At 60.9% G+C, this 12,752-nt stretch carries 12 protein-coding genes, 2 tRNA genes, 1 rRNA gene and 13 pseudogenes (1 of these 28 cut by a window edge); 9 read left to right on the plus strand and 19 right to left on the minus strand.

Features of this window, described 5'->3' with window-relative positions:
* From JJN09_RS29490 to JJN09_RS29520, 5 genes and pseudogenes are all read right to left on the minus strand, one after another.
* Positions 1-651: pseudogene (locus JJN09_RS29490) on the minus strand (type IV secretion protein Rhs) (its annotated part extends 588 nt beyond the left edge of the window); the annotation flags it as partial.
* A gap of 4 nt (positions 652-655) precedes the next feature.
* Positions 656-2,458: pseudogene (locus JJN09_RS29745) on the minus strand (RHS domain-containing protein); the annotation flags it as partial.
* 86 nt (positions 2,459-2,544) lie between these two features.
* Positions 2,545-3,192, minus strand: a pseudogene (hutU, locus tag JJN09_RS29510) (urocanate hydratase); the annotation flags it as partial.
* A 517-nt stretch (positions 3,193-3,709) separates the two neighbouring features.
* Positions 3,710-3,823 (minus strand): annotated as a pseudogene (locus JJN09_RS29750) (hypothetical protein); the annotation flags it as partial.
* Positions 3,783-4,343 carry an immunoglobulin-like domain-containing protein gene (locus tag JJN09_RS29520; RefSeq protein WP_249484909.1) on the minus strand — a complete coding sequence of 187 codons (561 nt, stop codon included), beginning with the start codon at positions 4,341-4,343 and terminating at the stop codon, positions 3,783-3,785. The pseudogene JJN09_RS29750 and the gene JJN09_RS29520, both read right to left, overlap by 41 nt.
* A gap of 95 nt (positions 4,344-4,438) precedes the next feature.
* On the opposite strand from JJN09_RS29520, the pseudogene JJN09_RS29710 reads away from it, so the two are divergent.
* From JJN09_RS29710 to JJN09_RS29535, 3 genes and pseudogenes are all read left to right on the plus strand, one after another.
* A pseudogene (locus tag JJN09_RS29710) lies at positions 4,439-4,654 on the plus strand (hypothetical protein); the annotation flags it as partial.
* Between the two features lie 381 nt (positions 4,655-5,035).
* Positions 5,036-5,539, plus strand: a pseudogene (locus JJN09_RS29530) (Ig-like domain-containing protein); the annotation flags it as partial.
* Positions 5,448-6,143 carry a hypothetical protein gene (locus JJN09_RS29535; RefSeq protein WP_368388972.1) on the plus strand — a complete coding sequence of 232 codons (696 nt, stop codon included), beginning with the start codon at positions 5,448-5,450 and terminating at the stop codon, positions 6,141-6,143. The pseudogene JJN09_RS29530 and the gene JJN09_RS29535, both read left to right, overlap by 92 nt.
* Here the strand turns inward: JJN09_RS29535 and JJN09_RS29755 are convergent.
* Positions 6,080-6,499, minus strand: a pseudogene (locus tag JJN09_RS29755) (immunoglobulin-like domain-containing protein); the annotation flags it as partial. The gene JJN09_RS29535 and the pseudogene JJN09_RS29755 sit on opposite strands and share 64 nt — an antisense overlap.
* On the opposite strand from JJN09_RS29755, the pseudogene JJN09_RS29540 reads away from it, so the two are divergent.
* Positions 6,489-6,935 (plus strand): annotated as a pseudogene (locus JJN09_RS29540) (GTP-binding protein); the annotation flags it as partial. The pseudogenes JJN09_RS29755 and JJN09_RS29540 overlap by 11 nt on opposite strands.
* Positions 6,936-6,947: 12 nt before the next feature.
* On the opposite strand, the pseudogene JJN09_RS29545 reads toward JJN09_RS29540, so the two are convergent.
* A pseudogene (locus tag JJN09_RS29545) lies at positions 6,948-7,394 on the minus strand (GTP-binding protein); the annotation flags it as partial.
* Positions 7,304-7,891: a calcium-binding protein gene (locus tag JJN09_RS29550; protein WP_368388973.1), complete on the minus strand. Its 588-nt coding sequence runs from the start codon at positions 7,889-7,891 to the stop codon at positions 7,304-7,306. The gene JJN09_RS29550 and the pseudogene JJN09_RS29545, both read right to left, overlap by 91 nt.
* On the opposite strand from JJN09_RS29550, the gene JJN09_RS29555 reads away from it, so the two are divergent.
* Complete coding sequence (locus JJN09_RS29555; RefSeq protein WP_249484912.1) at positions 7,818-8,312, plus strand: calcium-binding protein; 495 nt, start codon at positions 7,818-7,820, stop codon at positions 8,310-8,312. The genes JJN09_RS29550 and JJN09_RS29555 overlap by 74 nt on opposite strands.
* Before the next feature lie 33 nt (positions 8,313-8,345).
* On the opposite strand, the pseudogene JJN09_RS29760 reads toward JJN09_RS29555, so the two are convergent.
* The 3 genes and pseudogenes from JJN09_RS29760 to JJN09_RS29765 all read right to left on the minus strand — a co-directional run.
* Positions 8,346-8,888, minus strand: a pseudogene (locus JJN09_RS29760) (immunoglobulin-like domain-containing protein); the annotation flags it as partial.
* Positions 8,889-8,910: 22 nt separating this feature from the next.
* On the minus strand, positions 8,911-9,087 hold the full coding sequence (locus tag JJN09_RS29565; RefSeq protein WP_249484914.1) for a hypothetical protein: 177 nt from the start codon (positions 9,085-9,087) through the stop codon (positions 8,911-8,913).
* 78 nt (positions 9,088-9,165) lie between these two features.
* Positions 9,166-9,243, minus strand: a pseudogene (locus JJN09_RS29765) (hypothetical protein); the annotation flags it as partial.
* Positions 9,244-9,579: 336 nt separating this feature from the next.
* Here JJN09_RS29765 and JJN09_RS29570 point away from each other — a divergent pair.
* The 3 genes from JJN09_RS29570 to JJN09_RS29580 all read left to right on the plus strand — a co-directional run bounded on the left by JJN09_RS29570 (position 9,580) and on the right by JJN09_RS29580 (position 10,215).
* Positions 9,580-9,656 (plus strand) — tRNA-Ile (locus JJN09_RS29570).
* 30 nt (positions 9,657-9,686) lie between these two features.
* Positions 9,687-9,762 (plus strand) — tRNA-Ala (locus JJN09_RS29575).
* A 57-nt stretch (positions 9,763-9,819) separates the two neighbouring features.
* Positions 9,820-10,215, plus strand: a complete 396-nt coding sequence (locus JJN09_RS29580) for an RHS repeat domain-containing protein (protein ID WP_249484915.1) — start codon at positions 9,820-9,822, stop codon at positions 10,213-10,215.
* A gap of 483 nt (positions 10,216-10,698) precedes the next feature.
* Here the strand turns inward: JJN09_RS29580 and JJN09_RS29595 are convergent, their stop codons facing one another.
* The 4 genes from JJN09_RS29595 to JJN09_RS29605 are packed head-to-tail and all read right to left on the minus strand — an operon-like array spanning position 10,699 to position 11,589.
* A complete protein-coding gene (locus JJN09_RS29595; RefSeq protein WP_249484916.1) occupies positions 10,699-10,929 on the minus strand; it encodes a hypothetical protein in 231 nt (76 codons plus the stop codon).
* A complete protein-coding gene (locus tag JJN09_RS29770) occupies positions 10,821-11,132 on the minus strand; it encodes an immunoglobulin-like domain-containing protein (RefSeq protein ID WP_368388974.1) in 312 nt (103 codons plus the stop codon). The genes JJN09_RS29595 and JJN09_RS29770 overlap by 109 nt, the downstream gene beginning before the upstream one ends.
* Positions 11,129-11,308: a hypothetical protein gene (locus JJN09_RS29600; protein ID WP_249484917.1), complete on the minus strand. Its 180-nt coding sequence runs from the start codon at positions 11,306-11,308 to the stop codon at positions 11,129-11,131. The genes JJN09_RS29770 and JJN09_RS29600 overlap by 4 nt, the downstream gene beginning before the upstream one ends.
* The gene (locus JJN09_RS29605) at positions 11,278-11,589 is read right to left on the minus strand and encodes a hypothetical protein (RefSeq protein WP_249484918.1); all 312 of its coding nucleotides are present in this window, start codon (positions 11,587-11,589) and stop codon (positions 11,278-11,280) included. The genes JJN09_RS29600 and JJN09_RS29605 overlap by 31 nt, the downstream gene beginning before the upstream one ends.
* Positions 11,590-11,743: 154 nt before the next feature.
* On the opposite strand from JJN09_RS29605, the gene JJN09_RS29610 reads away from it, so the two are divergent.
* Entirely contained in the window at positions 11,744-11,986 is a 243-nt protein-coding gene (locus tag JJN09_RS29610) for a hypothetical protein (RefSeq protein ID WP_249484919.1), read from the plus strand.
* Positions 11,987-12,008: 22 nt separating this feature from the next.
* Here the strand turns inward: JJN09_RS29610 and JJN09_RS29615 are convergent, their stop codons facing one another.
* The 4 genes and pseudogenes from JJN09_RS29615 to JJN09_RS29625 form a co-directional block, all read right to left on the minus strand.
* Positions 12,009-12,215: a hypothetical protein gene (locus tag JJN09_RS29615; RefSeq protein WP_249484920.1), complete on the minus strand. Its 207-nt coding sequence runs from the start codon at positions 12,213-12,215 to the stop codon at positions 12,009-12,011.
* A gap of 24 nt (positions 12,216-12,239) precedes the next feature.
* Positions 12,240-12,355, minus strand: a 5S ribosomal RNA gene (rrf, locus tag JJN09_RS29620).
* Positions 12,356-12,367: 12 nt separating this feature from the next.
* Positions 12,368-12,484, minus strand: a pseudogene (locus JJN09_RS29775) (hypothetical protein); the annotation flags it as partial.
* A 14-nt stretch (positions 12,485-12,498) separates the two neighbouring features.
* Positions 12,499-12,749, minus strand: a pseudogene (locus JJN09_RS29625) (GTP-binding protein); the annotation flags it as partial.
* Positions 12,750-12,752 lie beyond the last annotated feature (3 nt).

Here is a 12,752-nt window from a genome sequence, read left to right on the forward strand (position 1 = left end):
CGCGGTGCGGCGGCCATCGAAGCCGGTTTCCTGTCGGATCAATCCGGTGGGTGTGTAGTCCAGAAGGTACTTGTCGCCGGACTCGTTTTCGATCTGCGTGAGCAACAGCTGCGCATGGTCGTAGCGGTATTGCAGCCGCGTGCCGTCCGGGTTGATCCGCCGGCTGACCAGGTGCAGGTCGTTGTCATACTCGTAGCGAGTGAGGCGCCCCAGTTCATCGCGTTCGGCGGTGATCTGGCCGTAGGCGCTGTAGGACCAGGCGCGAGTGGCACCAGTCGGCGAGATGGTCTGGATCAGTCGGCCAACGGCGTCCCACGCATGACGAGTGACCGCGCCATGTTCGTCCTGCGCAGTAATCCGCCGCCCCAGCGCATCGTAGGAAAACTTCCGAACCCCACCGTCGGGCAGGCTTTCCTCGACCAGTTGCCCGAGGTTGTTCCACACAAACACGTGCCGGCCGGAATCCGGATAACGGATCGACAGCAACCGCCCTTGCGCGTCGTAGTGGTAATGGGTGACATGGCCGTCGGGATCAACCGCCTCGGTGACGTCACCCTGAGCATTGCGCCGGTACGTCCACACCGCATCGCCACGCGAACGGCTGTGCAGGAAACCGTTGCGGTACTCGTAGGACGTCGGCGCATCGTCCGGTCTGGTAGCTGCGTTGGCCGTGGCGGGTGTCGGCAATGTGCTCGAGGTCGCCGTTGGCGCTGTAGGCAAAGTCGCGGCGGTACAGCGCTCCGCGTTGATGGCCTACGGCGTGGGAACGTAAGCGGCCTTGTTCGTCGTAGGCGTATTCGCTGAGCAGCAGGCCTTGCTGGCGTTGTTGTTCGCGGCCGTTCTGGTAGACATGACGGGTCAGCAAGGCGCCGTTGAGGTCGATCGCCGTCAGCGCACCGCCCTTGGCGTAGTGGTAATCGAGCTTGCTGTTGTCCGGTAATCGCATGCGGCTGAGCTGGCCGCAGGCGTCGTAGGCGTAACGCAAGGTGCCCCAGCCCTGATGCTCGCGCACCAGCCGGTCCTGCAGGTCGTATTCAAAGGCCAGCGGATGGCCCTGGCCGTCATCGACTCCGGTCAGCCGACCGAGGCGGTCATAGCGGTATTCAACCGTGCTGGCGTCCGGCAGGGTCTTGAGCAGCAGGCGCCCGGCGCTGTCACGCTGGTACGCGGTGACCAGCGTCGAGCCGTCGTCACCAAACTCGGTCTTTTCCAGCAGATGGCCGTTGTGATCGTAGGCATAGGCGGTACGCCGCCCATCGAATCCGGTTTCCTGTCGGATCAATCCGGTCGGTGTGTAGTCCAGCCGGTATTTTTCCCCGGACTCGTTCTCGATTTCCGTCAGCAACAGCTGCGCATGGTCGTAGCGGTATTGCAGCCGCGTGCCGTCCGGGTTGATCCGCCGGCTGACCAGGTGCAGGTCGTCGTCATACTCGTAGCGAGTGAGGCGCCCCAGTTCATCGCGTTCGGCGGTGACCTGGCCGTAGGCGCTGTAGGACCAGGCGCGGGTGGCGCCAGTCGGCGAAGTGGTCTGAATCAGCCGGCCAACGGCGTCCCACGCATGACGGGTGACGGCGCCATGTTCATCCTGCGCAGTGATCCGCCGCCCCAAGGCATCGTAGGAAAACTTCCGAACGCCACCGTCGGGCAAACTTTCCTCGACCAACTGGCCGAGGTCGTTCCACACGAACACATGACGACCACTGTCCGGATACCGGATCGACAGCAACCGCCCTTGCGCGTCGTGGTGGTAATGGGTGACATGGCCGTCGGGATCGACCGCTTCGGTGATGTCGCCCTGGGCATTGCGCCGGTACGTCCACTGCGCATCGCCACGCGAACGGCTGTGCAGGAAACCGTTGCGGTACTCGTAGGACGTTGGCGCATCGTCCGGCCCGCTTTCCGCGTCGAAGTACTGCCCCTGAAACCGCAGCGGCTGGTCCAGGTAGTCCTCGGTCGCCAGTTCCTGCGAGGTGACCTTGCCGTAAGCGCTGTATTTGGCTGACCAGACGATGTCGCCGCTGTAGTCGGTCAGTTCCTGCGGGGTGCCGAGGTGGTCGAGTTGGTAGTAGAACGGGCAGGCGCTTTTCGGGCCTTTGCCGTCGAGCATCGCCAGCGGGCGGAAGGTGCCGGGTTCGTAGATGAAGCTGCGGTGCTGGGTCGGGCTGCTTTCGGCGATCAGGTGGTCGCCTTGCCAGAAGAACTCGGTGCTCTGGCCGTCGACGGTTTTGCGGATGCGTCGGCCGAAGGCGTCGTATTGGTAGGTCGCGGTGCTGCCGTCGGGGCGAGTCAGGCCGATCAGGCGGTGCTGGCTGTCGTAGCGGTATTCGGTGACGAGTTGTTGTGCGCGGCCGCGGCGTTCGCGGATCAGGTTGCCGAAGGCGTCGTAGTCGTAATGGCGGTCGCCGTGCATCAGCAGGCGGTTGCCCTTGATGCTGGCCGGGCCCGGACGGTCCTGCATCAGCAGGTTGCCGGCCGGGTCGTGGGCGAAGTTTTCCGGCACATCGTCGCGGGTGTGGCGCACGCGGATCAGCCGGTCGAGGGCGTCGTACCCGGGTCGTTGTGCAGCACGCGAGCGATACGCTCGGCTGCTTCATCGGTACCGTCGCAGACAATCACCATGCCCGAGTGCTGCGAGAAGCCCATGCCGACGCCGCCGCCGTGGTGCAGCGAAACCCAGGTCGCGCCGCTCGCGGTGTTCAACAGGGCGTTGAGCAGTGGCCAGTCGGACACGGCATCCGAGCCGTCCTGCATCGATTCGGTTTCGCGGTTCGGGCTCGATACCGAGCCGGAGTCGAGGTGGTCGCGACCGATCACGATCGGTGCCGACAGCTCGCCGCGACGGACCATTTCGTTGAACGCCAGACCGAGCTTGGCGCGTTGGCCCAGGCCGACCCAGCAGATGCGTGCCGGCAGACCCTGGAAGCTGATGCGCTCGCGGGCCATGTCCAGCCAGTTGTGCAGGTGGGCGTCGTCCGGGATCAGTTCCTTGACCTTGGCGTCGGTCTTGTAGATGTCCTGTGGATCACCCGACAGCGCCGCCCAGCGGAACGGGCCGATGCCACGGCAGAACAGCGGACGGATGTAGGCCGGTACGAAACCCGGGAAGTCGAAAGCGTTTTCCACGCCCTCTTCCTGGGCCATCTGACGGATGTTGTTGCCGTAGTCGAAGGTCGGGATGCCTTGCTTCTGGAAGTCTGATCACGGTCACACGCACTTCGTCGTTGCCACCACCGGCCTGTTCCACGATGGTCGGTGTCACACCGGTATTGATGTAGTAGATGTCATCGCCTGCACCTCCTTCCAGGCGAATGGCGGTCGCTGTGTAATCAGGACCGGTGGTGAGGATGTCGTCGAACGCCGAGCCGATCACGTTCTCGATACCGGCCAGGGTCGTGCCTTCGGCATCTCCGCCCTTGCCGGCCGCGCCAGTGCCCAAGCGCACTTCGACACTCACGCCGGCAGCCGACGTCGAATAGTCGACCGTATCGACACCTGCCCCGCCGTCAAAGGCCATGCCGGCACCGTTGCCTACAAAAGTATCGGCAAAGTTCGAGCCCTTGATCGTTTCGATGCCGGTGTAGGTGTCGCCTGCAGCAATGCCGGTGTTCACACCGGTCTTGAGGTTGATCGTCACACCGGTCTTGCTGTCGGTGTAGCCGGCAATGTCCACGCCGGCGCCACCGATGAACTGATCGGCACCCGCACCGCCGTACAGTGTGTCGTTGCCCGAACCACCCGTGATGATGTTGTCGCTGTCGTTGCCGTAGCCGGTAAATGCCTTGTCACCGAGATAGGTCAGACGCTCGACATTGGCCGCCAGCACGGTACCGATCGGATACGGTGCCAGTGGTTTTACCGGCCTCGATGGTGATGACAGCGCCGTTGCTCAGGGTCACGGTGACCGGAGTGCCGGCCGGATTGGTCAGGGTCGCGGTGTAGACAATCGAGCCACCCTCGGCCACGGAGCCAGTAGCGCTCAGGGTCAGGTTGGTGGTGTCGACGGTGTCAGTGACGGTGGTCGAAACCGGAGTCTTGTCGGCTACGAGGTTCTCGTAATTGCCGCCCGTCACGCCAGTGATCGCGTTGGTCAGCGGTGCATGACCGTTCAGCGCATCGTTCGGCGCGGTGGTGGTCACGGTGCCAGTGGTTTTACCCACTTCAATCGTGATGCTCTGACCGTTGGCCAGGGTTACCACAACCGGCGAGCCGGTCACAGGCGCGCCCACAGTCGCGGTGTAAGTAACGGTGCCGCCTTCAGCCGAGGTTTCGGAAGCGGTCAGCTTCACGGTCGACGTGTCGATGGTGTCGGTGACTTCCGTTACGGCTGGAACGGTGCTTGGCACCAGGTTCTCGAAGTTGCCGCCGGTTGCATCCTTGATGGTGACTTCGACCTTGCCGGCGTCTTTGTAGACGTCATCGGCGGGTGCGGCAACGGTCTGTGACCGTCATCGAGCAGGCTGGCGGCGGTAACGATGAAGTACGGGTCAGTTACCTGAACCACGTTCTTGCGGCCAACGTCGAGCGCTTGACCTACACCGGCACGGCTTCGTTTACCGGCTGGGGCAATGCCAGTGACAACATCATCACCGGCGGCAACGGCAACGACGTGTTCTATGGCGGTGGTGGTGCCGACCAGTTCATCGGCGGCGCTGGTCGCGACACCGTGTCGTACTTCGACAGTACGGTCGCCATGAACATCAACCTGAAAACCGGCGTCATTTCGGGGATCGGTGCAGGTGATACGTTCAACGGCATCGAGGTGATCGCCGGCTCCAGATTCAACGACACGTTCGTGGTCGATAGCCGAATTTCCGGTGTCGATGGCGGTGAAGGCATTGATACTGTCGATTTCTCGACCTCTTCTGCCGGCATCAATGTCGATATCCGTCCGGGCACAGGCGTCGCGGGCGTTGGCGGCGATTCGCAGGGTATGACCCTGGCCGGTATCGAAAAAGTCATCGGCTCGGCATTCAACGATAGCTTCACAACCGATGCTTCTCTCGTGGCTACCTACGAGGGCGGCGCCGGCGATGACACGCCACTGGGCAGTACGCTGACCATCACCGGGTTCAATGCGACCACTGGCGTCGTCAGCTACAGCTACACCCTGGACCACAACGACGCCCACCCAACCGCCAACGGCGCCAACAGCCTGAGCGAACAATTCGCCGTCACCGTCGTCGATGACAACGGCACCACCGCCAACGCCAACCTCGACGTCAACATCGTCGACGACCTGCCAAAAGGCGTGGACGACAGCAACGCCGGCACGGCTTCCGAAACCAACCTGACCCTGACCGGCAACGTCCTGACCAACGACGTGCAAGGCGCCGACCGCGTGCCGACAGGGCCGAACGCTGGCCCGATCACTGCCGGTACTTTTACTGGGACTTACGGCACTCTGGTGCTCAACGCCAACGGCACTTACACCTACACCGTCAATCCGAATGACGCCGACTTCAAAGCCCTGCACGGCGGCGGAAACGGGACTGAAACCTTCACCTACACCATCACCGATTCCGACGGCGACAGCAGCACTGGACAGCCGGGCGATTGCCTTTGATGGTGGCGTGGGCAACCTGGACACCGTGGACTACTCGACCTCGGCTGCCGGGATCAACGTCGACATCCGCTACAACGCGCCAGGCCGTGCAGGCGTCGGTGGCGACTCGGAAGGCGATACCCTGTTCAACATCGAGAAAGTGATTGGTTCGGCCTTCAACGATACGTTCAGCATCGATACCATCTCGGCCACCTTCGAAGGTGGCGCGGGCGATGATGTGTACATCCTCAACACCGGCAGCGCGACGGTCATCGAACAGGTAGGCGGCGGCAATGACGAGGTGCGCACCAACTACGGCCAAATCAGCCTGAACGCCAACGTCGAGCGCCTGACCTACACCGGCACCGGCGCATTCATCGGTTACGGCAATGCCAGCGACAACATCATCACCGGTGGCATCGGCAACGACACCCTGTTTGGTGGCGACGGTGCCGATCAGTTCTTCGGTGGTGCGGGTATGTTGCCGCCGGAAACGCCGGTGATCGAGTTGCTCAGCGGCGCCTGTCCGTTTAGCACATCGTTTGGCGCCGTGGTGGTCACGGTGCCGGTAGTTTTGCCGACTTCGATGGTGATCGACTGACCGTTGGACAGGGTCACAGTCACTGGCGAGCCGGTGACAGGTGCGCCAACTGTAGCGGTATAGGTGACGGTGCCGCCTTCCGCGACCGAAGTATCAGCCGTCAGTTTGACGGTCGAAGTGTCGATGGTATCGGTGACTTCCGTGACGGCCGGAACGGTGCTCGGAACAAGGTTCTCGAAGTTGCCGCCGGACGCATCCTTGATGGTCACTTCGACTTTGCCGGCATCTTTGTAGACGTCATCGGCTGGCGCAGGAACCGTTACGGTGCCAGTGGTTTTACCCGCCTCGATGGTGATGACGGAGCCGTTGCTCAACGTCACGGTCACCGGGGTGCCGGCCGGGTTTGGTATCACCATCAACACCGCGCACGTTGAGTACAACTCGACTATTCGTCACTACGCTCACGTTGACTGCCCAGGTCACGCTGACTACGTGAAGAACATGATCACCGGTGCTGCCCAGATGGACGGCGCGATCCTGGTTTGCTCGGCCGCTGATGGTCCGATGCCACAAACCCGTGAGCACATCCTGCTGTCCCGTCAGGTAGGCGTTCCGTACATCGTGGTTTTCCTGAACAAGGCTGACCTGGTAGACGACGCTGAGCTGCTGGAACTGGTTGAGATGGAAGTTCGCGACCTGCTGTCGACCTACGACTTCCCAGGCGACGACACTCCGATCATCATCGGTTCGGCTCGTATGGCGCTGGAAGGCAAAGACGACAACGAAATGGGCACCACTGCCGTTCGTAAACTGGTTGAAACTCTGGATACCTACATCCCAGAGCCAGTTCGTATGATCAGTCAGACGAACCGGCTCTGGAATGTAGCTGTCCAGAGTTTCCACCAGCTTCTTAACAGCAGTGGTGCCCATTTCGTTGTCGTCTTTGCCTTCCAGCGCCATACGAGCCGAACCGATGATGATCGGAGTGTCGTCGCCCGGGAAGTCGTAGGTCGACAGCAGGTCACGAACTTCCATCTCAACCAGTTCCAGCAGCTCAGCGTCGTCTACCAGGTCAGCCTTGTTCAGGAAAACCACGATGTACGGAACGCCTACCTGACGAGACAGCAGGATGTGCTCACGGGTTTGCGGCATCGGACCATCAGCGGCCGAGCAAACCAGGATAGCGCCATCCATCTGCGCAGCACCGGTGATCATGTTCTTCACATAGTCAGCGTGACCTGGGCAGTCAACGTGAGCGTAGTGACGGATCTTCGAGTTGTACTCAACGTGCGCGGTGTTGATGGTGATACCGTGAGGATCAGGTTCTCGACGTTGGCGGCGAGGGTGTAGTCGATGGATGAGAACACCCGGTCGAGCGCGGTCAGCGAAGCATCGGTCTCGATGACGACGTCGCCGACGTTGTCGACGTAATAGGTGTCGACGCCGTCGCCACCGATCATGGTGTCGGCGCCGAGGCCGCCGTCCAGGGTGTTGGCCGCCGCGTTGCCGGTCAGGGTGTTGTTCAGTTCGTTGCCGGTGCCGTTGACGGCGTTGCCGGTCAGCACGAGGTTTTCCAGGTTGGCACCCAGGCGCCAGTCCACGGACGACCGCACGGTGTCGATTTCTCCGGCCAGAGTGCTGGTTTCGGTAACGGTGTCGCCGAGGTTATCGACGATGTAGGTGTCGTTGCCCAGACCACCGATCAGGGTGTCAGCGCCCAGTCCACCGTCGAGGATGTTGGCGCCAACCTTCGAGGGTGGCGCGGGCGATGATGTGTACATCATCAACGGTGCCGGCGGCACAGTCATCGAACAGGTGGGCGGTGGTAGCGACGAGGTACGGACCAACTACGGCCAAATCAGCCTGAACGCCAACGTCGAGCGCCTGACCTACACCGGCACCGGTGCATTCATCGGTTACGGCAACGCCAGCGACAACATCATCACTGGTGGCATCGGTAACGACACCCTGTTCGGTGGTGACGGCGCCGACCAGTTTATCGGCGGTGCCGGGTTCGACATCGCGGGTTATACCGACAGTACCGTTGGCGTCACGGTGAACCTGAAAACCGGCGTGCACAGCGGTATCGCCACCGGTGACACCTTCACCGGCATCGAAGGCATCCGTGGTTCGAACTTCAACGACACCTTCGTCGCCGACAGCCGGGCTGGTCAGAGTGGCGGTGTAAACGATCGAACCGCCTTCAGCCACAGAACCGGTGGCGCTTAGGGTCAGGTTGGTCGTGTCGACGGTGTCGGTCACGGTGGTGCTGACCGGCGTCTTGTCGGCGACGAGGTTTTCGTAGTTGCCGCCGCTCACGCCAGTGATCGAGTTGCTCAGTGGCTCATGACCGTTCAGCGCATCGTTCGGTGCGGTGGTGGTCACGGTGCCGGTGGTCTTGCCGACTTCGATGGTGATGGTCTGGCCGTTGGCCAAAGTGACAGTCACTGGCGAGCCCGTCACAGGCGCGTCAACGGTCGCGGTGTAGGTGACAGTGCCACCTTCAGCAGCGGTTTCGGAAGCGGTCAGCTTCACGGTTGTCGTGTCGATGGTGTCAGTGACTTCGGTGACCGCAGCTTCACCGATGCCACCGGCCCAGGGCCCATTGATGATGTAGACGTCGTTGCCGGCGCCACCACTGACGCTGGTGCTGCCAGAGTTCAGAGTAAAGACGTCATCGAACGCCGTGCCGATAATCGCTTCAATGTTGCTGAATGAATCACCCTGCGCATCGCCGCCCAGACCGGTGCCGTTGGCGCCGGTCAGCGTCAGGTTGATCGCCTGCTCGGAGGTCGCGTAGTTCACGGTGTCGTAGCCGCCCGCACCATCAAACGAGGTGGCCGTGGCATCGGCGACAAAGTTGTCGGTGTAACTGGTGCCGCGAAACAGCGTTGCCGATCATGTAGTTGGCCAGTTCGTTGCCCGTGCCATTGAGATTGGCGGTGCCTGCGAGGAACAGGTTTTCCAGGTTGGCGCCGAGGGTCCAGTTGACCCAGCTCCACACCGCGTCGATTTCGCTGGCGAGGGTGCTGGTTTCGGTAATGGTGTCGCCGAGGTTGTCGACGATGTAGGTGTCGTTACCCAGACCGCCGATCAGGGAGTCAGCGCCCAGGCCACCGTCGAGGACGTTGGCGCCATCGTTGCCGGTGATACGGTTGCTGACCGCGTTACCGGTGCCGTTGAGGTTGGCCGAGCCAGTCGAAAGCGGAGAAAAAGAGGTGTTGACAGCAGCGTGTAACGCTGTAGAATTCGCCTCCCGCTAACGAGAGATCGGAAGCGCAAGTGGTTGAAGTTGTTGAAGAATTCTTCGAAAACTTCTGAAAATAATCACTTGACAGCAAATGAGGCTGCTGTAGAATGCGCGCCTCGGTTGAGACGAAAGTTCTTAACCAACCGCTCTTTAACAACTGAATCAAGCAATTCGTGTGGGTGCTTGTGGAGTCAGACTGATAGTCAGAAAGATTATCAGCATCACAAGTTAAAGCAGCCAGAAATTGGGTCTGTAGCTCAGTTGGTTAGAGCGCACCCCTGATAAGGGTGAGGTCGGCAGTTCGAATCTGCCCAGACCCACCAATTTTGTGTGGGAAACGCCTGTAGAAATACGGGGCCATAGCTCAGCTGGGAGAGCGCCTGCCTTGCACGCAGGAGGTCAGCGGTTCGATCCCGCTTGGCTCCACCACTACTGCTTCTGAAGTTTGAAAAGCTTAGAAATGAGCATTCCATCAGTTGATGATGAATGTTGATTTCTAGTCTTTGGGCGCGTTGCGTGCGGCATTGGGCGTCGTTTTCGCAGATGGACACGCGTTACATCTGGAACGACGCCGGCAGCGTCACGGTGCAGTACGTCGACGGCCGTGAAGAGGTTTACGTCCACGACGACACAGCGCGGCTGGTGCGTCAGGTCGCCGCCGACGGTGGCGAGCAGCTCAAGGCCTACGATCCGCAGGGTCGGTTGATCGCCGAGCAGGATGCGCTGGGGGCGGTCACCGAGTACCGCTACGACGAGGTCGGACGGCTGATCGCGCTGATTCCGTCGTTGCCGGTGATGCGGTTGTTGACCGCGTTGCCGGTGCCGTTGAGATTGGCCGAGCCGATGAGGATCAGGTTCTCGACGTTGGCGACGAGGGTGTAGTCGATGGATGAGAACACCCGGTCGAGCGCGGTCAACGAGGCGTCGGTTTCGATCACCAGGTCGCCGACGTTGTCGACGTAATAGGTGTCGATGCCGTCGCCACCGACCATGGCATCGGCACCGATGCCAGTTGATCGAGGAACGTACGGTGTCGATTTCGCTGGCCAGGGTACTGGTTTCGGTAATGGTGTCGCCGATGTTGTCGACGACGTAGGTGTCATTGCCCAGGCCACCGATCAGGGAGTCAGCGCCCAGGCCACCGTCGAGGACGTTGGCGCCATCGTTGCCGGTGATACGGTTGCTGACCGCGTTACCGGTGCCGTTGAGGTTGGCCGAGCCGGCCGTACGGTGTCGATTTCGCTGGCCAGGGTGCTGGTTTCGGTAATGGTGTCGCCGAGGTTGTCGACGATGTAGGTGTCGTTACCCAGGCCACCGATCAGGGAGTCAGCGCCCAGGCCACCGTCGAGGACGTTGGCACCGTCGTTACCGGTGATGCGGTTGTTGACCGCGTTGCCGGTGCCGTTGAGATTGGCCGAGCCCAGCGGTCAGGGTGTCAATGCTGAAGGTGTCGTTGAAGGCGGAACCGATGACCTTCTCGATGTTGATCAGGGTATCGCCTTCCGAGTCGCCACCGATGCCTGCTCGGCCTGGCGTGTTGTAGCGGATGTCGACGTTGATACCGGCAGCCGAGGTCGAGTAGTCCACGGTGTCCATGTTCCCCGCGCCGCCATCGAAGGCAATGGAACAGTGCTTGGCACCAGGTTCTCGAAGTTGCCGCCGGAAGCGTCCTTGATGGTCACTTCGACTTTGCCGGCGTCTTTGTAGACGTCATCGGCAGGCGCAGCAACGGTCACGGTGCCAGTGGTTTTGCCTGCTTCGATGGTGATGACGGAGCCATTGCTCAACGTCACGGTCACCGGGGTGCCGGCCGGGTTCCGTCCAAAGCAGTGATCGTGAAAGTACCGCTCTGAGTCAGGGCGGTGGCATCCGGTGCGCTACCGGTGCTGAGGTTTTTCTCGAAGACGGTGAGCTCGCCACCGTTGACGTCGAGGCCGCTGATGGTCACCGGATCGTCGTTGTTGTGAATCTGCAAAACCAGATTCGCCCCTCGATACCGATGAACGTATCACCCGCCGCCAGGCTGGTGTGAACCCCGGTTTTCAGGTTGATCGTCACGCCGACGCCCGGGCTGGCGTCTTCATAGCTGGCCGTGTCGAAACCGGCGCCGCCAATCAACTGGTCGGCACCTGCACCGCCGATCAGCACGTCCCGAGAAGATCGAACCGTTGAAAGCACCAGACAAACCGGCATTTCCAACTCCTTCCTGGCTTCGATGATCTGAAGCAAGTCGCTGTCGAAAACTGCGTAACTCATTGAGTTTCAAGGAGTTTTCCGTTTCGACTGCGCCGGAAGTGGGGCGAATTATAGACAGTTGCCCGCGCCGCCGGTGATGATGTTGTCACCCGCATTGCCGGTACCGGTGAAGTTACCGGTGCCGGTATAAGTCAGGCGCTCGACTTCGCCGCTCATGCCCATTTTGATCTGGTTGGTGCGGATTTCATCGTCGCCGCCACCGGCGTGGACGCTGGGCGCCAACCTGGAAAACCTGTTCCTCACCGGCAGTGACAACCTCAACGGTGTCGGCAACGGCCTGAACAACTATCTGGTCGGCAACAGCGGCAATAACGTACTCAGCGGCGGTGCCGGTGACGACACCCTCGACGGGGCGGCGACGACGAAATCCGCACCAACCAGATCAAAATGGGTATGAGCGGCGAAGTCGAGCGCCTGACTTATACCGGCACCGGCAACTTCACCGGCACAGGCAATGCGGGTGACAACATCATCACCGGCGGCGTGGGCAATGCGACGAAGGTGTCGTTGAAGTTCGAACCACGGATGCCTTCGATGTCGGTGAACGTGTCACCCTTGGCAATCCCGGAGTTGACGCCGGTCTTCAGGTTGACGGTGACGCCGACGGTGCTGTCGGTGTAACCCACGGTGTCGGGGGTTTCGGAATTTAATCTTGACGATGACCTACTCTCACATGGGGAAACCCCACACTACCATCGGCGATGCATCGTTTCACTTCTGAGTTCGGGATGGGATCAGGTGGTTCCAACGCTCTATGGTCGTCAAGAAATTCAGTCAGAGTGGCGGTGTAAACGATCGAACCACCTTCGGCCACGGAGCCGGTAGCGCTCAGGGTCAGATTGGTGGTGTCGACGGTATCGGTGACAGTTGTCGTAACCGGGGTTTTGTCAGCCACGAGGTTTTCGTATCACGCAGACCAACGATTTCCAGTGGATCCTGAACGCGAACGATACCGCGCTCGATACGACCAGTCACAACAGTACCGCGACCCGAGATCGAGAATACGTCTTCGATTGGCATCAGGAACGGCTTGTCCGAGCTTTTTCTTCTGGAGCGCTGTCGATCTTGTCGAAGTCAACGATTGCCGAACCGAAAACTTCGGAGCAAACGCGAGTCAGAGCAGCAGTCAGAGTGGTTTTACCGTGGTCAACGTGACCGATGGT

The sequence above is a fragment of the Pseudomonas sp. HS6 genome, assembly GCF_023375815.1.
GTDB lineage: Bacteria > Pseudomonadota > Gammaproteobacteria > Pseudomonadales > Pseudomonadaceae > Aquipseudomonas.